General features: G+C 63.3%; 21 protein-coding genes. 18 read left to right on the forward strand and 3 right to left on the reverse strand.

Annotated features, from left to right (window positions below; all coding sequences use genetic code 11):
* Positions 1-245 precede the first annotated feature (245 nt).
* The gene (yghU, locus tag CLV78_RS05615; protein ID WP_106203819.1) at positions 246-1,115 is read left to right on the forward strand and encodes a glutathione-dependent disulfide-bond oxidoreductase; all 870 of its coding nucleotides are present in this window, start codon (positions 246-248) and stop codon (positions 1,113-1,115) included.
* A 74-nt stretch (positions 1,116-1,189) separates the two neighbouring features.
* Here yghU and CLV78_RS05620 read toward each other — a convergent pair whose 3' ends face one another.
* Complete coding sequence (locus CLV78_RS05620) at positions 1,190-1,876, reverse strand: haloacid dehalogenase type II (protein WP_106203820.1); 687 nt, start codon at positions 1,874-1,876, stop codon at positions 1,190-1,192.
* A 203-nt stretch (positions 1,877-2,079) separates the two neighbouring features.
* A complete protein-coding gene (fabD, locus tag CLV78_RS05625; RefSeq protein ID WP_106203821.1) occupies positions 2,080-3,021 on the reverse strand; it encodes an ACP S-malonyltransferase in 942 nt (313 codons plus the stop codon).
* A gap of 214 nt (positions 3,022-3,235) precedes the next feature.
* Between fabD and CLV78_RS05630 the strand changes: the two genes are divergently transcribed.
* The 11 genes from CLV78_RS05630 (at position 3,236) to CLV78_RS05680 (ending at position 13,864) form a co-directional block, all read left to right on the forward strand.
* The gene (locus CLV78_RS05630) at positions 3,236-4,687 is read left to right on the forward strand and encodes a pyridoxal phosphate-dependent decarboxylase family protein (protein WP_106203822.1); all 1,452 of its coding nucleotides are present in this window, start codon (positions 3,236-3,238) and stop codon (positions 4,685-4,687) included.
* 210 nt (positions 4,688-4,897) lie between these two features.
* The gene (gene rpsF / locus CLV78_RS05635; RefSeq protein ID WP_106203823.1) at positions 4,898-5,254 is read left to right on the forward strand and encodes a 30S ribosomal protein S6; all 357 of its coding nucleotides are present in this window, start codon (positions 4,898-4,900) and stop codon (positions 5,252-5,254) included.
* 29 nt (positions 5,255-5,283) lie between these two features.
* Positions 5,284-5,511: a 30S ribosomal protein S18 gene (rpsR, locus tag CLV78_RS05640; RefSeq protein ID WP_005608650.1), complete on the forward strand. Its 228-nt coding sequence runs from the start codon at positions 5,284-5,286 to the stop codon at positions 5,509-5,511.
* A 12-nt stretch (positions 5,512-5,523) separates the two neighbouring features.
* Positions 5,524-6,147: a 50S ribosomal protein L9 gene (gene rplI / locus CLV78_RS05645; protein WP_106203824.1), complete on the forward strand. Its 624-nt coding sequence runs from the start codon at positions 5,524-5,526 to the stop codon at positions 6,145-6,147.
* Between the two features lie 180 nt (positions 6,148-6,327).
* Positions 6,328-7,011, forward strand: coding sequence for an HAD family hydrolase (locus CLV78_RS05650; protein WP_106203825.1), 684 nt, complete (start codon positions 6,328-6,330; stop codon positions 7,009-7,011).
* Positions 7,008-7,970 carry a sugar-binding transcriptional regulator gene (locus CLV78_RS05655; protein WP_106203826.1) on the forward strand — a complete coding sequence of 321 codons (963 nt, stop codon included), beginning with the start codon at positions 7,008-7,010 and terminating at the stop codon, positions 7,968-7,970. Before CLV78_RS05650 ends, CLV78_RS05655 begins: the two co-directional genes overlap by 4 nt.
* Positions 7,971-8,082: 112 nt before the next feature.
* Positions 8,083-9,384, forward strand: coding sequence for an ABC transporter substrate-binding protein (locus CLV78_RS05660; RefSeq protein WP_106203827.1), 1,302 nt, complete (start codon positions 8,083-8,085; stop codon positions 9,382-9,384).
* A gap of 156 nt (positions 9,385-9,540) precedes the next feature.
* The gene (locus tag CLV78_RS05665; RefSeq protein WP_106203828.1) at positions 9,541-10,407 is read left to right on the forward strand and encodes a carbohydrate ABC transporter permease; all 867 of its coding nucleotides are present in this window, start codon (positions 9,541-9,543) and stop codon (positions 10,405-10,407) included.
* A gap of 10 nt (positions 10,408-10,417) precedes the next feature.
* Positions 10,418-11,248, forward strand: coding sequence for a carbohydrate ABC transporter permease (locus CLV78_RS05670; protein WP_106203829.1), 831 nt, complete (start codon positions 10,418-10,420; stop codon positions 11,246-11,248).
* Positions 11,249-11,259: 11 nt separating this feature from the next.
* Positions 11,260-12,264 carry an ABC transporter ATP-binding protein gene (locus tag CLV78_RS05675; RefSeq protein ID WP_106203830.1) on the forward strand — a complete coding sequence of 335 codons (1,005 nt, stop codon included), beginning with the start codon at positions 11,260-11,262 and terminating at the stop codon, positions 12,262-12,264.
* 121 nt (positions 12,265-12,385) lie between these two features.
* Positions 12,386-13,864: a mannitol dehydrogenase family protein gene (locus tag CLV78_RS05680; RefSeq protein ID WP_106203831.1), complete on the forward strand. Its 1,479-nt coding sequence runs from the start codon at positions 12,386-12,388 to the stop codon at positions 13,862-13,864.
* Between the two features lie 307 nt (positions 13,865-14,171).
* Here CLV78_RS05680 and CLV78_RS05690 read toward each other — a convergent pair whose 3' ends face one another.
* Positions 14,172-15,173, reverse strand: a complete 1,002-nt coding sequence (locus CLV78_RS05690) for a LacI family transcriptional regulator (RefSeq protein WP_106203833.1) — start codon at positions 15,171-15,173, stop codon at positions 14,172-14,174.
* A 211-nt stretch (positions 15,174-15,384) separates the two neighbouring features.
* On the opposite strand from CLV78_RS05690, the gene CLV78_RS05695 reads away from it, so the two are divergent.
* The 6 genes from CLV78_RS05695 to CLV78_RS05720 all read left to right on the forward strand — a co-directional run bounded on the left by CLV78_RS05695 (position 15,385) and on the right by CLV78_RS05720 (position 22,732).
* Positions 15,385-16,632 carry an ABC transporter substrate-binding protein gene (locus CLV78_RS05695; protein WP_106203834.1) on the forward strand — a complete coding sequence of 416 codons (1,248 nt, stop codon included), beginning with the start codon at positions 15,385-15,387 and terminating at the stop codon, positions 16,630-16,632.
* A 97-nt stretch (positions 16,633-16,729) separates the two neighbouring features.
* Positions 16,730-17,608, forward strand: coding sequence for a carbohydrate ABC transporter permease (locus CLV78_RS05700; RefSeq protein ID WP_106203835.1), 879 nt, complete (start codon positions 16,730-16,732; stop codon positions 17,606-17,608).
* Entirely contained in the window at positions 17,605-18,486 is an 882-nt protein-coding gene (locus tag CLV78_RS05705; RefSeq protein WP_106203836.1) for a carbohydrate ABC transporter permease, read from the forward strand. The genes CLV78_RS05700 and CLV78_RS05705 overlap by 4 nt, the downstream gene beginning before the upstream one ends.
* 4 nt (positions 18,487-18,490) lie before the next feature.
* A complete protein-coding gene (locus CLV78_RS05710; RefSeq protein WP_106203837.1) occupies positions 18,491-19,603 on the forward strand; it encodes an ABC transporter ATP-binding protein in 1,113 nt (370 codons plus the stop codon).
* A 13-nt stretch (positions 19,604-19,616) separates the two neighbouring features.
* Entirely contained in the window at positions 19,617-20,303 is a 687-nt protein-coding gene (locus CLV78_RS05715) for a D-lyxose/D-mannose family sugar isomerase (RefSeq protein ID WP_106203838.1), read from the forward strand.
* 641 nt (positions 20,304-20,944) lie between these two features.
* Complete coding sequence (locus tag CLV78_RS05720; RefSeq protein ID WP_106203839.1) at positions 20,945-22,732, forward strand: sodium:solute symporter family transporter; 1,788 nt, start codon at positions 20,945-20,947, stop codon at positions 22,730-22,732.
* The last annotated feature ends 5 nt before the right edge of the window (positions 22,733-22,737 follow it).

Consider the following 22,737-nt stretch of genomic DNA (forward strand, 5'->3'; position numbering starts at 1 on the left):
CTCGCCCTGCCCCGATCGTCGCGCTTCACCCCGCCTGTGGAACGGCTCGCACGACCGGCAAACGGCCCACTCGTTTCGCATGCGGTGCTGCACAGGCCCTGTGCGGCACCGCTCCGGTTGTATCCCGGCCGCTCCGGCATATTTGTTCGAAAACGCCTTGAGGTCGCCATTCGCGCGGCTGAAAACGGCACCAAAGCAACGGACCCCACAGCGTGGGCCGAGCAGCAAAGCAAAAGGATGACCCCATGCCGAAGGATTTCTACGAGCCGCCCAAAATCTGGACCTGGGACGCGGAAAGCGGCGGCGAATGGGCCAAAACCAACCGCCCCACTGCCGGTGCCACGCACGAGAAGGTTCTGCCGCGCGGAAAACACCCGCTTCAGCTCTATTCCCTCGCCACACCCAACGGCCAGAAGGTCACCATCATGCTGGAGGAGCTGCTGGCGCGCGGCGTAACCGGCGCGGAATATGACGCCCACCTGATCCGTATCAGCGGCGACCAGTTTTCCTCCGGTTTCGTCGAGGTGAACCCGAACTCGAAGATCCCCGCACTGTTCGACACCGACGCCGACGTGCGTGTGTTCGAATCCGGTGCGATCCTCCTCTACCTGGCCGAGAAATTCGGGCATTTCCTGCCTGAAGACCCCGCCGCCCGCACCGAGACGCTCAACTGGCTGTTCTGGCTTCAAGGTTCCGCCCCGTATCTCGGCGGTGGCTTCGGGCATTTCTACAAATACGCTCCCGAGAAGTTCGAATACCCGATCGACCGCTTCACGATGGAGGCCAAGCGGCAACTTGATGTTCTCGACCGGCGGCTTGCGGAGGTTCCTTATCTCGGCGGCGAAGCCTATTCCATCGCGGATATGGCCACCTGGCCCTGGTACGGCAACGTGGTGCTGGGCGATGTCTACGACGCCGCCGAGTTCCTGCAGGCCGAAAAATATACCAACGTGCTCCGCTGGGCGAAGGAGATCCGCGCCCGTCCCGCTGTCGGGCGTGGTCGCATGGTCAATCGCACCTGGGGCGATCCGTCCGAGCAACTGCACGAGCGCCACGACGCATCCGACTTCGACCTGCGGACGCAGGACAAGCTGGAGCAAACCGAGGACGCGTAACCTCGGCGAACGTCACCCCGCGACGCCGTTCCCTCAAGGGACACGGCGTCGCCGATGGCAGGTTCTGTGCCCGCTCAGGCTGGAAAGGCGGCCATCATCTGCCTCGCCAGCCCATCGAGCGTTGAATCGACCTCATCCGGTACCGGCACGCCTTCGGCGGGCAGCAGGGCGTTGCCCGGGCGTGTGACCAACGCCGCACGGCACCCTGCAGCTTGCGCGCCGATGGTGTCCCACAGGTGGCAGGCTACAAGGCACAGATGTGCCGGCGCGCCTTCCAACGCCTCGGCCACCTGTCCATAGGTCTGCGGTGCGGGTTTGAACTGCCGAACCCCGTCGACGCTGAAATGCCGCTCGAAATAGTCGGCGATCCCCGCCTTCTCCAACGGCGTCGGAGAGCCCGCCGGCGCAGAGTTCGTCAATGTCACCAACCGAAACCCGGCCTCCCGCAGCATGGTCAACGCCGGGGCAACATCCGCGTGGGCCGGCATAGCCCCCATGAGCGTTTTCATCTCCTCCAGGTCCGTGGAATCGACGGCCACGCCCCGGATTTCCGCCACCATCTTCAACACCCCGGCCCCAAGCGCACCGAACGGCGTGTATTTGCCGGACAGAGTCATTGTCTGTGAATAGAGGATCAGCTGCGCGAACCACTCTCGCATGACGTCGCCATCGCCGAACAGCCGCGCAAACAGCGGTTCCAGCGTGGTGATGTCCAGAAGGGTCTCGTTGACGTCGAAGACAAGGATCGTTTCGCGTGGCATCGGATGACCTTTCCCCATGCGGTGAGTGGCGCCCGGCCACAAGGCTGCGCCGGACGCGAGGGAAAAGCAAAGGAAAGCTGGCGGCAAACGTGGTACGAAGGCACGCCCGCTGGCGCCGCCGTTGTACACAGGAGTTGCGCCGGACACGGGACGCGATGACGCGGCGGATTGAGCCCGCCGCTTTCAGCTTCGATTGGCGGGCCTCAGCCCGCCAGGGTCTCTGCCGCGGCCTTCGCCTCTTCAGGCGTGCCGACGGTCCGCGTTGCAACGGCGCGATCGATCCGCCGGATCATGCCTACGAGTGCCTTGCCGGCGCCAATCTCCCAGATCTCGGTGACTCCTTGCCCCGCCATCCAGGCTACGGATTCGCGCCAGCGCACGGAGCTTGTCACCTGTTCGACCAGCAGCTTGCGGATCACCTCGGGGTCGCTCACCGCCTCCGCGCGGACATTGGCCACAACCGGCACCTTCGGCGCGTGGATATCCACCCCCGCCAACGCCTCTGCCATTGCATCGGCTGCCGGTTGCATCAATGCGCAGTGGAACGGGGCGCTAACCGGCAGCATGACGGCGCGCTTGGCGCCTTTGCCCTTGGCGATCTCCACCGCCCGTTCAACGGCTGCCTTGGTGCCGGACACCACCACCTGCGCGGGGTCGTTGTCATTGGCCGCCGCGCAGACATCACCCTGCGCCGCCTCCGCTGCGACCTCCCCCACGGCATCGAAGCCGAGGCCGAGGATCGCGGCCATCGCGCCCTGACCAACCGGCACGGCCTGCTGCATCGCCCGCCCGCGGGTCCGCAGAAGCCGCGCGGTGTCGGTCACGCTCAGCGCCTCTGCCGCGGCGAGCGCCGAGTATTCGCCGAGCGAATGGCCGGCCACGAATGCCGCTGCGTCCAGCCCGACGCCCTCCGCCTGTAGCGCCCTGAGCGCGGCCACCGATGTCGCCATCAGCGCGGGCTGGGCATTCTCCGTCAGCGTCAGCGTCTCTATATCGCCGTCCCAGATAAGGTCGGAGAGCTTTTGGCCGAGCGCTTCGTCCACCTCGTCAAAGACTGCCTTCGACTCGGGACAGGCTTCCGCCAGCGCCTTGCCCATGCCGATCGCCTGTGCGCCCTGCCCTGGAAATACAAATGCCCGGCTCATGCCATGTCCCTTCCGTTGCGTTTTCAGTCCTTTGCTTCAGTGCCGTTTACTCGCAAGTCGGCTGCCCGACAAGCGCGGGCCCGGCGGGCTGGCTGCGGCGCACCCGCACAAGGCAGGCACGGCGTGCCGCCCTTCCCGCAACATCGTGGGCCGTATTCTCCGGCTGGACAGGATCGGCACCCTTGGGCAGGGTGCAGCGACCAAAGGAGCGCTTATGGCCGAGAACGACACCCGCCCCGACAGCCTCGATCCCGCCGACTGGCCCCGGTTCCGGGCCGAGGCCCACGCCATGCTCGATGCCGCAATCGACCGGATGGAACAGGCGACCGAAGGACCTGTCTGGCAGGCCCCGCCGCCGGAACTGCGCGCGGCGATGCAGACGCCCCTGCCTCGTGCCGGCCTCGGCGCGGAGGCCGTCCAGACCCAGCTTCGCGACTTGCTCCCCTACGGCGTCGGCAATACGCATCCGCGTTTCTTCGGCTGGGTCCATGGCTCGGGAACGCCCTCCAACCTGATGGCGGACATCGCGGCTGCCGCACTCAACGCCAATCTTGGCGGGCGCGACCATGGCGCGATCCATGTCGAACGGCAGGTGATCCGCTGGTGCCGCGCGCTTTTCGGCTTTCCTGCCTCCGCCAGCGGCCTCATCGTCTCGGGCACCTCCATCGCGACGATCATCGCCCTGAAGGCCGCCCGAGATCGCACCATCGGAGCCGAGGCGCGCACGAAAGGTCCGCAGGCACGGCCGCTGACCGGATATACCTCCGCCCAGACCCATGCCTGCGTCGCCCGCGCCTTCGACATGCTGGGGCTGGGCAGCGATGCCCTGCGCCGTATTCCCACGAACGGCGCGTTCGAGATCGACATTGATGCACTGCGCGCGAGCATCGCGGCCGACCGCGCGGCTGGCAGCATTCCCTTTGCCCTCATTGGCACGGCGGGCAGCGTCAACACCGGGGCGATGGACGACCTTGACCAGCTGGCCGGGATCGCTGCCACGGAGTCCCTCTGGTTCCACGTCGATGGGGCCTTCGGGGCGCTCGGGATCCTCACCGAGACACTCCGCCCGCGCCTCGCGGGGCTGGAACGCGCCGACAGCCTGGCCTTCGATTTCCACAAGTGGATGCATGTGAACTACGATGCCGGTTTCGTGTTGATCCGGGACGAAGCGGACCACCGCGCAGCCTTTGCGGACCGGCCCGACTACCTTCAGGGGGCCGAGCGCGGACTTGCCGGCGGCAACCCGTGGCCGGTTGACTACGGGCCGGAGCTGTCGCGCGGCTTCCGCGCCCTGAAGGTCTGGGCCCAGATCGCCGAACATGGAACAGACCGCATCGGCCGGCTGATCGAGCGCAATTGCGCGCAGGCCCGGCAGTTGGCCGCGCTCGTCGACGCGCATCCCCGGATGGAGCGCCTGGCGCCGGTCGCGCTCAATATCTGCAACTTCCGTTTCGCGCCCGAGGGGGTCCCGGATCTCGACGATCTGAACAGAGAGATCGTCACCCGGCTGCAGCTTCACGGCCTCGCCGCGCCGTCGACCACGACGCTGAATGGCCAGACCGCCATACGGGTGAATATCACCAACCACCGCACCCGCGACAGCGACCTTCCGTTCCTCGTGGAGGCGGTCGAGCGGACCGGGAACGACCTCCTGTCCGCGCGCTGATCACCTTCGCTTCCGGAACCTGTCGCCGAGGCGGTGGGCTCGCCGCTCCACGCCGGGCAGCGCGGCCCCCTTGCCCCTTGCAAACCCGCCCCATCCGGCGTAAAGCCCCCCATCTTCGCAAACACATGTGACCAGCGGCACCTCTCGTGGATGGGCTGCGAAGATTTCGCCCGCCCTATGAAGGCCGCTTTAGAAATGACAGGAGCACACATGCCGCTTTACGAGCATGTCTTCATTGCGCGTCAGGACCTGTCCAACGCGCAGGCCGAGGGTCTCATCGAGCACTTCTCGACCGTCCTCTCCGACAACGGCGGCCAGGTCGTCGAGCAGGAGTACTGGGGCGTCAAGACCATGGCCTACAAGATCAACAAGAACCGCAAGGGCCACTACGCCTTCCTCAAGACCGACGCTCCGGCGCCGGCCGTGCAGGAGATGGAACGCCTGATGCGCCTGCATGACGACGTGATGCGCGTGCTGACCATCAAGGTCGATGCGCACGTGGACGGTCCGTCCATCCAGATGCAGAAACGTGACGAGCGCGAAGATCGCCGTCGCGAACGCCGCTAATTCGAAACCTGAGAAAAGGAGCATAAACCATGGCTGCAAAACCATTTTTCCGCCGCCGCAAGGTCTGCCCGTTCTCTGGTGAGAACGCGCCCAAGATCGACTACAAGGACACCCGCCTCCTGCAGCGCTACATCTCTGAGCGTGGCAAGATCGTGCCGTCCCGCATCACCGCCGTTTCGGCAAAGAAGCAGCGTGAACTGGCCCGTGCGATCAAGCGCGCCCGCTTCCTCGCCCTGCTGCCTTACGCCGTGAAATAAGGAGACCGATCAATGGACGTCATCCTTCTGGAACGTGTGGCCAAGCTTGGCCAGATGGGCGAAGTCGTTTCCGTCAAGGACGGCTATGCCCGCAACTTCCTGCTGCCCCAGGGCAAGGCCCTGCGCGCCTCGGACGCCAACAAGGCCCGTTTCGAGGCCGAGAAGGCCCAGCTGGAAGCCCGCAACCTCGAGTCCAAGGCCGAAGCCGAAAAACTCGCCGCGACGCTCGATGGACAGCAGTTCATCGTGATTCGCTCGGCCTCCGACGCTGGCGCGCTCTATGGCTCCGTCACCCCGCGTGACGCCGCCGAATCCGCCACCGCCAATGGATTCTCTGTCGACAAGAAGCAGGTCACCACGGCCAAGCCGATCAAGGAACTCGGCCTGCACGAAATGACCGTGACCCTGCACCCCGAGGTCATGGTGACGATCGTCATGAACGTCGCTCGCTCCGAGGAAGAAGCTGAGCTTCAGGCCTCCGGCAAGTCCATCCAGGAACTGGCCGCCGAGGAAGAGGCGCAGAACGAGTTCGAGATTGCCGAGCTGTTCGACGACATCGGCTCCGCAGCCGAAGACGACGAGGACCTCCGCGGCGCAACCGCCGAGGAAGCTCCGCAGGATCCGATCGAAGACTGATCGGGCCAAACGCCTTTCAAGGGGCCGTTCCGAAAGGAGCGGCCTTTTTTCGTGGGCAGTTGACGCCCCATTGGCTGCGGGCTGCGGAACCGCGGATGCAGAAGTGGCGCGCCAAACGCTTGACCTCCCCGCCCGCCGCCATCACTCGTAGGGCAACCGTGACCGAAGCAGGCGGGCCCCATGACCGATTACGAACTTGTTATCTTTGACTGCGACGGCGTGTTGATCGACAGCGAGTTGATCTCTGCGCGCATGTTGGTGGCGGAACTTGCCAATTGGCAGGTGGACGTCGACCTCGCTTATGTCGTGCATCACTTCCTTGGTCGCAGCTACCCGGTCGTCATTTCCCAGATCCGCAAGGAGTTCGGCCTGGAGTTGCCGCCCGAGTTCGAGGCCGACTACCGCGCCCGGCTGCTTGCCGCCTTCGACGAGGAGCTGGAGGAGATGCCCGGCGTCCGGGAGGTCATCGCGGCATTGGCCGTTCCCTGTTGCGTGGCGACCAGTTCCAGCCCGCCCCGGGTGGAGCGGGCCCTTGAGATCGTTGGGATGTCAGGTCTGTTCGGCGACCGTGTCTATACTGCGTCGGAAGTATCGCGTGGCAAACCCGCGCCGGACCTCTTCCTGCACGCCGCCGCGAAGATGGGGGCCGCGCCAAAGCGGTGCCTGGTGATCGAGGACAGCCTGAATGGCGTCCGTGCCGGGCTTTCCGCGGGTATGACAGTTTGGCAATTCACCGGCGGCAGCCACATGTCCGGCGTCGCGCTTGATGCGCCTGACCTGCCGCAGGCACACCGCCGGTTTGCATCCTTCGGCGATTTCTTTCACCCTGCACCAAGCCTCGAAAGGACCCGCCCCATACCATGAACCTGGCCAAACCAAGCGAATCCGACACAACTCCGCTCGATGAAGCCGCCCGGGCTGCCTGGCTCTACTATGTGGGCGGCAAGACACAGGATCAGATCGCGCGCGAACTCGGGATTTCCCGGCAGCGGGCCCAAAGGCTGGTGTCGAAGGCAGTCGCCGAAGGGTTGATCAGCTTCCGGCTGGAACACGGGCTCTCCTCCTGTCTTGAGCTGGAAGCCGCATTGACGCGGCGCTTCGGGCTGGAGCTGTGTCGCGTGGCCCCAAGCCTCGGCGCCGGTGTAGATCCGACACGGAGCATTGCCTCCGTGACCGCAGTCGCACTGGAGCGGTTTCTGTCGGCAAGCGAGCCGATCGTCGTGGCGCTTGGCACCGGGCGTACGCTTCGGGCAGCGGTGGAGAGCCTGCCAGCCATGGATTGTGCCCACCACAAGCTCGTGTCGCTCAACGGGAACATCTCGCCGGACGGAACAGCCTCGCACTATGACGTCATCATGCGGATCGCCGACAAGGTGCACGCCCCGCACTATCCGATGCCGCTACCGGTGATCGCCGCGTCCGCTCGGGAGCGGGACATGTTCCACGCGCTGGAGCCGATACAGCGCACGATGGAGCTCGCCCGGAATGCGGATGTCACTTTCGTGGGGATCGGCCAGATGGACGAAGGTGCGCCATTGCTCAAGGACGGGTTCCTCTCGGAGGCGGAAATTGCCTCCATGCAGGAGGCCGGCGCGGCCGGTGAAATCGTCGGATGGATCTTTGACGAATCGGGTCGGTATCTCGATTTTGGCCCGAATCTGCGTGCAGCGGGTGTCCGGGTCGACGTTCCGACCGCCAACATCGTGATCTCCACAGCCGCCGGAGCATCGAAGGTCACGCCGCTACATGCCGCATTGAAGGGCAGATTAATCAACGGCTTGATCACGGATGAGCCGACGGCTCGCGACTTGCTGGACAGATAGAAACCCGAAATTCGTGACCTGCAGGCAACAGCACTGTTGACAGAACCGCGCCTATGAGTGAGCATTACTTCACTAGATGAGCATATGCTCGTAAATGCTTAGGAGGAGAAGCATGTCCCTCAAGGTTTCCACCTTGCTCAGCGCCTGCGCTGTTACCGCCCTGACAACTGCTGCCACCGCAGAGACGATCACGATTGCGACCGTGAACAACGGCGACATGATCCGGATGCAGGGTTATACCGACGATTTCACGGCCAAGACCGGCCATGAGGTCGAATGGGTGACACTGGAAGAGAATGTTCTTCGCCAACGTGTGACCACCGACATCAGCACCAAGGGCGGTGCTTTCGACATCATGACCATCGGCATGTACGAGACTCCGATCTGGGGCGCCAATGGCTGGCTGGTTCCGCTCGACAACCTGAGCGAGGCGTATGACGCGGCCGACATCCTGCCCGCGATGGCGGGTGGCCTGTCGCACGACGGCACCCTCTACGCCGCACCCTTCTACGGCGAAAGCTCGATGATCATGTACCGCACCGACCTGATGGAAGCTGCGGGCATGGAAATGCCGGATGCCCCTACATGGGAGTTCATCCGCGAAGCCGCTGCCGCGATGACCGATCGCGACAACGAGATCAACGGCATCTGCCTGCGCGGCAAGGCCGGTTGGGGTGAGGGCGGCGCCTTCATCACCGCGATGTCCAACTCCTTCGGCGCCCGCTGGTTCGACGAAGACTGGAAGCCCCAGTTCGACACCCAGCCGTGGAAGGACACGCTGGAATTCTACGTCGGCATGATGAACGAATCCGGCCCTCCGGGCTACGCCACCAATGGCTTCAACGAGAACCTCTCGCTGTTCCAGCAGGGCAAGTGCGGTATGTGGATCGACGCAACGGTCGCGGCGTCCTTCGTGACCAACCCCGACGATTCCACGGTCGCCGACAAGGTCGGCTTTGCGCTGGCACCGGACAACGGGCTCGGCAAGCGGTCCAACTGGCTCTGGGCCTGGGCGTTGGCGATCCCCGCCGGCACCCAGAAGGCTGACGCCGCGCTTCAGTTCATCGAGTGGGCCACGTCAAAGGACTACATCGAACTGGTGGCCGCGAAAGAGGGCTGGGCCAACGTTCCTCCGGGCGCGCGCACATCGCTCTACGAGAACCCGGAATACCAGAAGGTTCCGTTCGCGAAAACGACACTGGACTCGATCCTGTCGGCTGATCCTGGCAGCCCGACCGTGGACCCGGTTCCCTATGTCGGCATCCAGTTCGCGGCTATTCCGGAGTTTGCCGGCATCGCCACCGAGGTCAGTCAGGAATTCTCGGCTGTCTATGCCGGTCAGCAATCCATCGACGAGGCCCTTGAAAAGGCGCAGGCGTTGACCGCCGACGCAATGGAAGCCGCAGGCTACTGATACGGCCCAAGGTTCCGGGGCGGCCAACAGGCGCGCCCCGGAACCACCTCCCCGTCCGGAAGGCTGTCTCCATGTGGCGCCCGGACACCCATTTGCCAACGTCCACTGCCAACCGTCCCGGGCTGATCGATTCTCGCCCTCAGAGGAGGTGATTCCATGGCAACCCAGCATTCCCGCGCAGCGGCGCGCATCATGATGGCACCGGCGGTATTCCTGCTCCTGGTCTGGATGCTCGTACCGCTGACAATGACACTCTACTTCTCGTTCAAGAAATACCTGCCACTGCGTGGCGGCGATCTCGGCTGGACGGGGTTCGACAACTACGTGCGTTTCGTGACCTCCAGCTCGTTCTGGCCAAGCGTCCAGACGACGCTCGTGATCGTGGGCGGCGTCCTCTTCATCACCGTGATCCTCGGGATCATGCTGGCGGTGTTGCTCAACCAGCCGATGTGGGGTCAGGGAATCGTTCGGATCCTCGTGATTGCGCCTTTCTTCGTCATGCCGACGGTCTCGGCGCTGGTGTGGAAGAACATGTTCATGGATCCCGTCAACGGGCTGTTCGCGCATCTGTGGAAGTTCTTTGGTGCCGAACCCGTTCAGTGGCTCAGCCAGGCCTCTCTGCAATCGATCGTCATGATCGTATCGTGGCAGTGGTTGCCCTTCGCGACGCTGATCCTGCTCACTGCGATCCAGTCGCTCGACCGCGAGCAGTTGGAAGCCGCCGAGATGGACGGCGCCCAGCCGGTGCAGCGCTTCGCCTTCATCACCCTTCCCCACCTCGGCCGTGCCATCACCATCGTAATCCTGATCCAGACGATCTTCCTGCTGGCGATCTTCGCCGAGATCTTCGTCACCACCGGCGGCGCCTTCGGCACCCGGACGCTCACCTACCTGATTTTCCAGCGCGTTCTGGAAAGCCAGAATGTCGGGCTCGGCTCGGCGGGCGGTGTCTATGCAATCATTCTCGCCAACATCGTTGCGATCTTCCTGATGCGCATCGTCGGCAAGAACCTGGACGCGTGAGGAGGATATCATGGCCCGCGCAGTTACAACCAACCGCAAGATCATCAACACCACCGCCGCATGGGCGATCGGTCTGCTGATCTTCTTCCCGATCCTCTGGACCATCCTGACCAGCTTCAAGACCGAGGCACAGGCAATCGCCGACCCGCCGATCTTCCTTGGCTTCGACTGGACGCTGGAGAACTACGGCGTGGTCATGGAGCGCTCCAACTACATGCGCTTCCTGACGAACTCGATCATCATCGCCGGTGGCTCGACGATCCTCGGCATTATAATCGCTGTGCCGGCCGCCTGGTCCATGGCCTTCGTGCCCTCGAAGCGGACCAAGGACATCCTTCTGTGGATGCTCTCCACCAAGATGCTTCCGGCGGTCGGCGTCCTCTACCCGATCTACCTTCTGTTCATCAAGATGGGGCTGCTGGACACCCGCTTTGGCCTGACCATCGTGCTGATGCTGATCAACCTGCCGATCATCGTCTGGATGCTCTACACCTACTTCAAGGAGATCCCCGGCGAGATCCTCGAAGCGGCAAGGATGGATGGGGCAAGCCTGCGCGAAGAGGTGCTCTACGTGCTGACCCCGATGGCCATCCCCGGCATCGCTTCCACACTATTGCTGAACGTGATCCTGGCCTGGAACGAAGCCTTCTGGACGCTCAACCTGACTGCCTCCAAGGCCGCTCCCCTGACCGCTTTCATCGCCAGCTATTCGAGCCCGGAAGGCCTGTTTTTCGCCAAGCTCAGCGCTGCCTCCACCATGGCCATCGCGCCGATCCTGATCCTCGGCTGGTTCAGCCAGAAGCAACTCGTCAGCGGCCTGACCTTCGGCGCCGTCAAGTAAGGAACTGAAAAATGGGACATATTTCGCTCAACCAAGTCACCAAGTCCTTCGGCGACGTGAATGTCATCCCGCCGCTGGACCTTGAAATCAACGATGGCGAGTTCGTCGTCTTCGTCGGCCCCTCGGGATGTGGCAAATCCACACTTCTCCGCCTGATTGCCGGTCTCGAAGACGTCACCTCCGGTCATATCGAGATCGACGGCAAGGATGCCACCGAGGTGCCCCCTGCCAAGCGCGGGCTGGCGATGGTCTTCCAGAGTTACGCGCTCTACCCGCACATGTCGGTGCGCAAGAACATCGCCTTTCCGTTGCGTATGGCGAAAGTCGACCAGGCGGAGCAGGATCGCAAGATCGAGGCGGCTGCGAAGGCGCTGAATCTCACCGACTATCTTGACCGGCGCCCCGGCCAGCTCTCAGGCGGTCAACGTCAGCGGGTGGCAATCGGTCGCGCCATCGTACGGGAACCGGCAGCGTTCCTTTTCGACGAGCCGCTGTCGAACCTGGATGCCGCGCTGAGGGTCAACATGCGTCTGGAAATTTCCGAACTGCACCAGACACTCGACACCACGATGATCTACGTCACCCATGACCAGGTCGAGGCCATGACCATGGCCGACAAGATCGTCGTGCTGCGGGCCGGCAACATCGAACAGGTGGGTTCGCCGCTGGAGCTCTACCGCGCGCCGCGCAACAAGTTCGTCGCCGGCTTCATCGGCAGTCCGAAGATGAACTTTCTCACCGGGGCGACGGCGGCGGCCCATGGCGCACATACCATCGGCATCCGCCCCGAACACATCGAGATCTCCCGCGAGGCTGGCGCATGGAAGGGCAAGGTCGGCGTTTCCGAGCATCTCGGTTCCGACACTTTCTTCCACATCCCGGTGGCGGACGCCGAAGATACCCTGACCGTGCGCGCCAGTGGTGAACTGGGTCTCGAACGCGGGGAAGAGGTCTTCCTCTCTCCGATCATGGAACACCTGCACATGTTCGACGCGCAGGGCCTCGCGGTTCGCTGAGCCTGCGTGCCGGGCGCCCCCTCGTCCTCCCGCGGCGGGGCGCCCATCCGGACCACGTCCCGGCCAAATCCATCGTCGCGCGGCGCGACCTGCACCGGCGGCACAACGATGAGCTTTCACCATGAAACTTTCCACCGAAACACTGTCAGACCTTCCCGAGCAGATCGCGCGCCCGAGCTACGACCGCAGCCGGGTGACCGCAGGTATCCTGCATGTGGGCCTGGGGAATTTCCACCGGGCGCACCAGGCGGTCTATCTGGATGATCTGTTGAACCGCGGTGGGTCCACGGAATGGGGCATCCTCGGTGCCGGTGTCATGCCGGCGGATGCGACGATGCGTGAAGGGCTGAAAGCCCAGGACTGCCTCTACACGGTACTGGAGCAGGATGCCGCCGGCGATCGCTGTCGCGTCATCGGGGGTATGACTGACTTCGCGCCGGTCGCCGCCGGACATGCGGGCATTCTGCGCGCAATCCGCGGCGCCGAGATCCGCATCGTGTCACTCACCGTCACCGAGGGCGGGTATTTCATCGATCCCGCAACCGGTCTCTTTGATGCAGGCCATGCTGCGATCGCGGCCGACATCGCAAGTCCGGAGACACCGACCACGGTTTTCGGGGCCATCGTCGCCGGTTTGCGGTGGCGGCGAGATACGGGAATGGCGCCCTTTACCGTGATGTCTTGCGACAACGTTCCCCACAACGGCGATGTGGCCCGTGCCGCCGTCATTGGCATTGCCGAGGGTCAGGACCCGGCACTGGCCAACTGGATCGCCGCGAACGTCGCATTTCCCAATGGCATGGTGGACAGGATCACCCCGGCCACGACAGACGCCCGCCGCGCCCATCTGCGCGACGCGTTCGGGATCGAGGATACGCAGCCGGTCTTCTGCGAACCCTTCCGCCAGTGGGTCCTGGAGGACAGGTTCAGTGATGGCCGCCCTGCTCTCGAAGAGGTGGGGGTCCAGTTCGTCTCCGACGTCACCCCCTACGAGCATATGAAAATCCGCATCCTGAACGGTGGGCACGCAATGATCGCATATGCCAGCGCGCTCATGGGGTTGCACTATGCGCATGATGCGATGGCCAACCCGCAGGTGCGCGGCTTCCTCGAGAAGGTGGAACGAACCGAAGTCATCCCCATCGTTCCGCCAGTCCCTGGAACCTCGTTGACCGATTACTTCTCGCAGATCGAGGAGCGGTTCGCGAACCCAAGGGTCGAGGACACGATACACCGGCTCTGCTACGACGGCTCGAACCGGCAACCGAAGTTCATTGTTCCTTCCGCCGCCGATTGCCTGGCTGCGGGCCGGGGCGTGCAGGGGCTTGCGCTGGCCAGCGCGCTTTGGTGCCGATACTGCTACGGCGAAGGGGAACGGCACGAGACGTTCGAGGCCAATGACCCCGCATGGGCGCGGCTGAAGGAGCGGTCGCGGGTCGCGCGGGATCGGCCAGCTGCGTGGTTGGAGATGTCGGACATCTACGGCCCGGTCGGCCAGTCCAAAGTGTTCCAGGATGCCTTTTCCGAGGCGCTCGGCGCATTGTGGGCAACCGGCACCGAAGCGACACTGCGGCGCTACATCGACACCGGGCTGTCCTAGCCGGCGAGGCACCGGATGGCTTCCGGCGCCGCAAATACCACCAAACCGGCCTCGCTGACGGCCAGCCACCTACCCTTCGTGTCCCTGCGGCGGAACCCGTTTCCGGTCGAACGGGCAATGGGGCAGTCCACACTGATCCGATCAAAACCCGACACCTGAGGCCCCTTCACGGCGTGACGCATAGACCGAGCTCTGGCTCTGTCCTGGCTCCGCATCCTGACCGTCGCACATCGTGGCGCCGAACCTGTGGCCCCCGGCAGCCTTCGGGTTGGGAAGGGCCAGCGGACCGCCCAAACGCAGTAAGGGATCAGACGAATTGGTAGTCCGGCTCCTGCAACGTCTGCGGGACGCCGTCCCCCGGCGCCGCAAGCACCGCGAGCATATGGCGCGCGAGCAATCGGCCGGCCTCTTCCACGTCCTCGTGGACGGCATCCGCAGTAGGATCGATCAGGGACAGGATCCCGGAGATCGACTTTGAAACCGCGTGTACATCCTCCCCGATTCGCAGGCCGGCCTGCTGAAAGCCGTTGCGAACCGCGAGGTAGGAGGCTTCCCCGGGACAGATGAAACCGTCCGGCCGGTCCGCTTCGCGTGCCACCCCTGACGCCCAGTCACTGATCTGTTCCGGCTTGCTGTCAAGCGTCACACTCTCGGGAATAAAGTACCCTACCCCGGTTTCGCGGACCGCGCGCATCAGCCCGTATCGCAGATGCTGGCGGAAGGTCAGCTTCTCCGGCGGCAGGATGGCGCAGACCCTGCGGCACCCTTTCTCCACGAGACGCAGCGCCGCGCGGTAGGCAAAATCCTCGTTGTCGAAATCCACCCAAGGATGCGGCTCGGTGAACTCTGTGCGCCCGTGGGAAACGAAGGGAAACCCACGTTCCAGCAAGAACCTCGCCCGGTCGTCGAAGGGCGCCGTCCGGGTGAAGATCACCCCGTCGGCCTGGCGATTGGTCACGATCTGCCGGATTGGCACGAGCGATTCCCTGTCCGTGAAATGCGGCGTGACAACGAGATTGTAGCCGCTGCCTTCTAGGGTCGTGGTCAACCCCACCAGCAAGGCGTTGCCGAATCCCAGGATCTCGAAGTGAGGGTCCAGCATCAGGTTGATGACCATCGTCTTTCCGGTGCGCAGCCGCCGCGCCGCCCGGTCGGGCTCATAGCCCACCGATCGCGCCACTTCCGACACCCGCTTGCGGGTCGCCTCCGCGATCTTGGGGTCATTGGACAGGGCGCGGGACACCGTTGCCACGGCGAGGCCGGAAAGCTCGGCGACGGTCTTCAGGGTAGGTCGGTCTTCAGTGCTCATGGTCGCGGGCCGGCCCGGACTTCGGGTCCTCAGGAAGGGCGCCCGGCATGTTAAAACGTTTGAAATACCGGAGCACACGGGAATGTCCGGTCAACTCTAGCGGCAAAATATCAAAAAGGAAGGGTGTTCGCGCCAACAGTGTTGACAAGCCAATTTGATTATAACGTTATAAATGCACGAGATCGCTCGCACGTTTCATCGGGAGGAAAAAATGAAACTCAAGCTTGCTCTGAAATCCACCGCATCTGTTGCCGTGCTTTGCGCCGCATCGATGGCGACGGCCGCCGAAGTGGAAGTGCTCCACTGGTGGACCTCCGGCGGCGAAGCCGCAGCGCTGAACGTGCTCAAGGAAGACCTTGAGGGCAAAGGCGTCACCTGGAAGGACATGCCCGTGGCTGGCGGATCCGGCGTCGAGGCCATGACGGTTCTGCGCGCCCGCGTGACCTCCGGCAACCCGCCGACCGCCGTGCAGATGTTGGGCTTCGACATCAAGGACTGGGCGGCGGAAGGCTTCCTGGGTGACCTCTCCGACGTTGCCGCCGCAGAAGACTGGGACGCAGTCGTGCCGCCGGCGCTTCAGGAGTTCTCCAAGTGGGATGGCAAGTGGATCGCCGCTCCGGTGAACGTGCACTCCACCAACTGGATGTGGATCAACAAGGACGCGCTGGACGCCGCTGGCGGCAAGGCGCCGGAAACCTGGGAAGAACTGATCACCGTGCTTGATGCGATGAAGGCCAACGGCATCGTGCCGCTGGCACATGGCGGCCAGGCCTGGCAGGACGGCACCGTGTTCGACTCGGTTGTGCTCGGCCTCGGCGACGACTTCTACAAGAAGGCGATCATCGAGCAGGATCCCGAGGCGCTGAGCGGCGAGATGATGGTCGAAGCGTTCAAGCGCATGGAAGTGCTCCGCGGCTATTTCGACGACAACTTCTCGGGCCGCGACTGGAACCTGGCCTCCGCCATGGTCATCAACGGCGAGGCCGGCATGCAGGCCATGGGCGACTGGGCCAAAGGCGAGTTCGTGAAGGCCGAACAGGTGCCGGGCGAGGACTTCGTTTGCATCCGCTTCCCGGGCACGCAGGGCTCCGTGCTGTTCAACTCCGATCAATTCGCCATGTTCGACGTGGCCGAAGAGCAGGTCGAAGCGCAGAAGATGATGGCCTCCGCCGTCATGAACCCGGACTTCCAGGTTGCCTTCAACCTTGTGAAGGGATCGGTTCCGGCGCGCACCGACATCGACGACACAGAGTTCGACGCTTGTGGCAAGAAGGGCATGGCCGACCTGGCCGAGGCCGCCGCGAACGGCACGCTGCAAGGCTCGATGGCGCATGGCCACGGTGCCAGCTCCAACATCAAGAGCGCCATCTTCGACGTCGTCACCGCGCATCTGAACGGTGAATACAGCGCCGAAGAGGCCGCCGAAGAGCTCGCGAACGCCGTCGAAGCGGCAATGTAAGCGCCTTCCCCGGGCGCGCGCATCCTCGCATGTCGCGCACCCACCAGCGACCGGCGGGCGCAATGCCTGCCGGTCCCTCCCACATATCGGTGGTTTCATGAGAGATCGACTACAGGAATGGGTGCCGCGCATCGTGCTCGCGCCCAGCTTCGTCGCCGTCCTGATCGTGGTCTACGGGTTCATCCTCTACACCGGATGGCTGTCGATGACCGACTCGCGGATGCTCCCCAACAACGAGTTCATCGGGCTTGAAAACTATTCCAAGCTCTTCGCACTCAAACACTGGAACATCGCCCTCACCAACCTGGCGATATTCGGCATCCTCTATATCGTCATTTCCTCCGTGCTCGGGCTCTTCCTCGCCATCCTGCTTGACCAGCAGATCCGCGCAGAAGGCTTTATCCGCACGGTCTATCTCTACCCGATGGCGATCTCCTTCATCGTGACCGGCGTCGCCTGGAAATGGTTCCTCGACCCTGGCATCGGACTTGAGAACACCATGCACCAATGGGGCTGGGAGAGTTTCGAGTTCAACTGGATCAAGGACCGCAACTACGCGATCTACACCATCGTCATTGCCGCGATCTGGCAAAGCTCCGGCTATGTGATGGCGATGTTCCTCGCCGGTCTGCGCGGCGTCGACAACGAAATCATCAAGGCGGCACAGGTCGATGGTGCCAGCGGGTTCCTGATCTATCGCAAGATCATCATCCCGTTGATGCGCCCGGTCTTCCTGTCGGCCTTCGTCGTGCTCACCCACCTGGCCATCAAGTCCTACGACCTCGTCGTGGCGATGACCGGAGGCGGCCCGGGCCGGGCGACCGAGATGCCGGCGACCTTCATGTATTCCTACACGTTCACCCGCAACCAGATGGGGGTCGGTGCATCCTCGGCGATCATCATGCTGATCATGATCTTCTCGATCATCATCCCCTATCTCTACAGTGAAATCCGGGCGGGAGGAGACAAGCGATGAGCATTCCCAGTCAGGACAATGCCATCCAGTCCGGCCGCCTGATGCGCGTGGCGATCTACGTGCTGCTGATCTTCTTCGTGATCTACTACCTGTTGCCGCTCTGGGTCATGGTTTCGAACTCGCTCAAGACCCTGGACGAGATCCGCGGCGGCGACATGCTCGCGCCGCCAAAGGACATCACCTTCGAACCCTGGCGGCAGGCCTGGTCGCAGACCCAGATCGGCGTCGAGGCAACCGGGCTCAAGCCCTATTTCCTCAACTCGATCATCATGGTCGTGCCGGCCGTGACCCTGTCGACATTCCTCGGCGCGCTGAACGGCTACGTGCTGACGAAATGGGCCTTTCGCGGGTCGAACCTCGTCTTCGGACTGATGCTGCTGGCCTGCTTCATCCCGTTCCAGATCGTGCTGATCCCGATGGCGCGCATCCTCGGCATGCTGGGGCTGGCGGGCACGCTCGGCGGGCTGATCCTGGTGCACACGGTCTACGGGCTCGGCTTCACCACGCTGTTCTTCCGCAACTACTACGCGGCCTTCCCGACGGAACTGGTGCGCGCGGCGCAGATCGACGGGGCGAGCTTTTTCCAGGTGTTCTGGCGAATCCTCGTGCCCTCCTCCGGGCCGATCTTCGTCGTCACCATCATCTGGCAGTTCACCAATGTCTGGAACGACTTCCTCTTCGGGGCGTCATTCTCGGGCTACGAGTCGACGCCCATCACGGTGGCGCTCAACAACCTTGTGAACTCCTCGACAGGGGTGAAGGAATACAACGTGCACTTCGCCGGCGCGATCCTCGCCGCCCTGCCGACCCTCATCGTCTACATCGTCTCCGGACGCTACTTCGTGCGTGGCCTGATGGCCGGCGCCGTGAAGGGATAAGCCCATGGCCTCTCTGACCATTGACAACCTCGTGAAAAGCTTCGGCTCGGTCGACGTGCTGAAGGGGATCAACCTTGAGATCGAGGACGGCGGCTTCCTCGTCCTCGTCGGGCCCTCGGGCTGCGGCAAGTCCACCCTGCTGAACTGTATCGCCGGCCTGGAAAAGATCACCAGTGGCGAGATCCGCATCGGCGATCGCAACGTGGAAGGCTTGCACCCCTCCAAGCGCGACATCGCCATGGTGTTTCAGAGCTATGCGCTCTACCCAAACATGACGGTGCGCGGGAACATCTCCTTCGGGATGGAGATCCGTGGCATCGACAAGGTGGAACGGGACAAGGCGATCCAGGAGGTCGCCGACATGCTCCAGATCGGCAACCTGCTCGACCGCAAACCCTCGCAGCTTTCCGGCGGTCAACGCCAGCGGGTCGCCATGGGGCGCGCGCTTGTCCGCCATCCGCAGGTCTTCCTCTTCGACGAGCCGCTCTCCAACCTCGATGCAAAGCTGCGCGTGGACATGCGCACGGAGATCAAACGCCTGCACAATCGCATGGCGACGACCATCGTCTATGTCACCCACGACCAGATCGAGGCGCTGACGCTCGCCACGAAGATCGCGGTTCTGGAGGCGGGCTACCTGCAACAGTTCGGCACCCCGGACGAGATCTACAACGACCCCGCCAACATGTTCGTGGCGGACTTCATGGGGTCGCCGTCGATGAACCTGATCAATGGCACGCTGGAACAGGTCGATGGGTCGTTGCAGGTCCGGATCGAAGGGCACGGCGGCAGCTCGATCGCCCTGCCGGTGCCGGAGACGGACGAAATGCGCGCCCATGTCGGTGGTCCGATCGTGTTCGGAATTCGCCCGGAGGCAATGACCGATCCCGACGGCGCCGACCGCACCTCGCCCCATATCGAGACCCGCGACTGCTTCATCGAGGTCAGCCAACCAGCCGGTTCCGACACCTTCGCGCTGACCCCACTGGGAGGCAAGGAGTGCATTGCCCGTTTCCGCGCCGACGCCAGGATCGAGTTGGGCGCCTTCTCCCCGATTTCCTTCAACATGGCCAAGGCCGTGTATTTTGACCCCGCAACAACCAAACGCATCCGCTAGAAAGCCTGCCCCGATGAAACGCTCCACGATCAACGAGATCATGGCCGCCGCCGACGATATGATCCGGCACTACGGCTTTGTGCTTCCCCCTTTCGCTTACTGGACGCCGGAAGAGTTCCGGCAAAAGGCCCAATCCGCCAGCCGCGTGATCGACGCCCGCATGGGCTGGGACATCACCGACTATGGCCAGGGGGATTTCGACAAGCTCGGGCTGTTCCTGTTTACCCTTCGCAACGGCGATCTGGGCGACCTGCGACGCGGCGGCGGCATGTGCTACGCCGAGAAGCTGCTGATTTCCCGACAGGACCAGATCAGCCCCTGTCACACGCACGTCATCAAGGCCGAAGACATCATCAACCGCGGCGGCGCGACCATGGCCATCGAGCTTTATGGTTCCGACGCGGACGGCAATTTCGACGAAACCGCCGGCGGTACAGTGATGTGTGACGGATTGCCCCGCAGCTTCACGCCCGGCGAGGTCCTGTTGTTCCAGCCGGGCGAAAGCGTGACCCTGATGCCGGGCGACTGGCACGCATTCTGGGGCGAAGGCGGCGACGTGCTGATCGGAGAGGTCTCCACGGTCAACGACGACCTCACCGACAACATATTCCGCGAACCTCTCGGGCGCTTTGCGGAGATCGAAGAAGATGTCGACCCGACCCACCTGCTCGTCAGCGACTACGACCGCTGGCTCAGGTGACCGACGCCGACTCGGTGCGGGCGGCCGTTTTCCGGCGCGCCCGGGCCAGTCGACACGGTTTCCGCATGGCCTTTTTCAACCCGACCGGGCTGCGGCGTTTCGTCCGCTAAAGCCTTGCTTTCAGGTGAAAACCGCCATGCGCCCGTCGAAACTCTGACCCGGAAATCCTGCGCCCACCCGTGGCTCCGGCCACTATGGCTGGCGACCCAATCGGCCGCCACGACCGTCGTGCTACCTCTTGCCCGAAGCATGGTTTTTTACATTGTTTGGGAGACGATTTACAAATAATATCAAATTATTCCCTGTCCCTAGGACCAACCGGACCATTGCTGAATCCCGGCCTGCCCCGTCATCCGCCACTCGTTGCGCCGCAAGCGGCGCCTCTGACGTTGCCGCAAGTATACCGACCCCTGGTGCCGCCGCGTCGCATTCAGGTCGTGCAAATGCGGGCTTGCCGATTCCCGCAGAGCCCGGTAGCGCCGCCGTTGACAAGCGCGCGCCCGCGCGAGTCTGGCACTTCCCCGGGACACGGACGTCGACTTCTCCATCCGGGCAAGTCGATGTAGCCGACGACCCGATCTCATCCCACGTCGCCCTTCGGGACCCCCCGTCCGGGCATTCCGCGTTTTCAAGGAGAGCCCATGGAAAACGAGCTGTTGGTATCCCTGCTTGAGCGAAGGGTCGATTTTGCCCTCGTCGTTCTCTACCTCGTGTTCATCGTCGCCATCGGATTGCTGTTCAGCGGCAAGTCCAACACCCCCAGCAACTACTTCCGCGGCGGCGGAAAGCTCCTGTGGTGGATGACGGGCGCCTCGGCTTTCATGGTGCAGTTCAGCGCCTGGACCTTCACCGGGGCCGCCGGCAAAGCCTACAACGACGGCCTCGCGGTCGCGGTCATCTTCATCGGCAACTCGATCGGGTATTTCGTATCGTTCCTGCTGGTGGCAGAGATGTTCCGCCAGACCCGGTGCATCACCCCCGTGGACGCCATCCGGAGACGCTATGGCCCTGTAAACGAACAGTTCTTTACCTGGGCCCAAGTGCCGCTCGGCGTTATCCAGGCCGGGATCTGGCTCAATGGTCTTGCGATCTTCACCTCTGCCGTGTTCGGTATCTCCATTGAATGGACCATCGTGATCACCGGCATGATCGTGATGTTCGTGTCGCTGACAGGGGGCGCCTGGGCGGTTGTCGCCTCCGACTACGTGCAGATGCTCGTGATCATGGCAATCTCGATCACCGCGACGGTGTTCGTCGCCGCCGAGTTTGGTGTCGGCACGGTGATCGCCGAGTTCCCCAACGACCTGCTCACCAATGACATCAACTACTTCGGCCTCTTCGTCGTGTGGGCGCTGATGTCGATCTCCAAACAGATCTTCTCCACCAACAACATGTACGACGCCTCTCGCTACCTGGTGGCGAAGGACAGCAGCCACGCCAAGAAGGCAGCGCTGCTGGCCTCGGTTCTGATGTTCGCGGGCACGTTCATCTGGTTCCTGCCACCGATGGCCACGGCCGTCATGGGCGTGGACCTGGCCGCGCAATACCCGACGCTGGGGAACAAGGCCCCCGACGCCGCCTACCTTGCCTTCGTCGATTTCGCGATGCCGGTCGGGATGGTGGGCATCATGATGGCCGCGCTTTTCTCGGCCACGATGTCGTCGATGGACTCCGGGCTGAACCGCTCCGCCGGGATCATGTGCATGAACTTCTACCAGCCGGTCATCAAGCGCGGCCGGGCCACCGATGCCGAGCTTATGGTCGTGGGAAAGGTGATCACCTTCTGCTTCGGCGTGGTCATCGTGCTGGTCGGGCTGTTCATCTCCTCTCTCAAGGAGATCAGCCTCTTCGACATCATGTTGCAGATGGGCAGCCTGATCCAGATGCCGATCCTGATCCCGCTGTTCCTGGCCGTGTTCGTCAAAAAGGTACCGGACTGGGCGCCCTGGGCAACTGTCCTGGTCGGTGTGGGCGTCTCGCTGCTGTCGAAATATGTGCTCACCTCGGACGTGCTCGGCGGCATCTTCGGCGTCGAATTCACCAGCCGCGAAGGCAGCGACCTGGTGTTCATCGTCTCGATGGCCCTGCACCTGACCGTCACCACCGGCTTCTTCTTCTTCACCCGCTTCTTCTACAACGGGTTGACGGATCGGCGTCATGACGAGGTCGATGCGTTCTTCGAAGATATCGCCACCCCGGTGGTCTCCGAAGAAGGTGTCAGCCAGACCGATCTGGAGCAGCGCAACAAGCTGGGCACGCTGGCGATGATCTACGGCGGCACGATCTTCCTTCTGCCGCTGATCCCGCAGCCGGATGGTCGCACGGCCGCGGTTCTGGGCTTCGCGCTCGTGGGCGGGATCGTTCTCGGGATCGGAGCGCTGCTGAAGCTCTCGGCCAGACCGAAGGCGGGCCAGCGCGTCATTCCCTGACGCCC

Origin of the sequence: Aliiruegeria haliotis (assembly GCF_003003255.1) — a bacterium.
Taxonomy (GTDB): Bacteria; Pseudomonadota; Alphaproteobacteria; order Rhodobacterales; family Rhodobacteraceae; genus Tropicimonas; species Tropicimonas haliotis.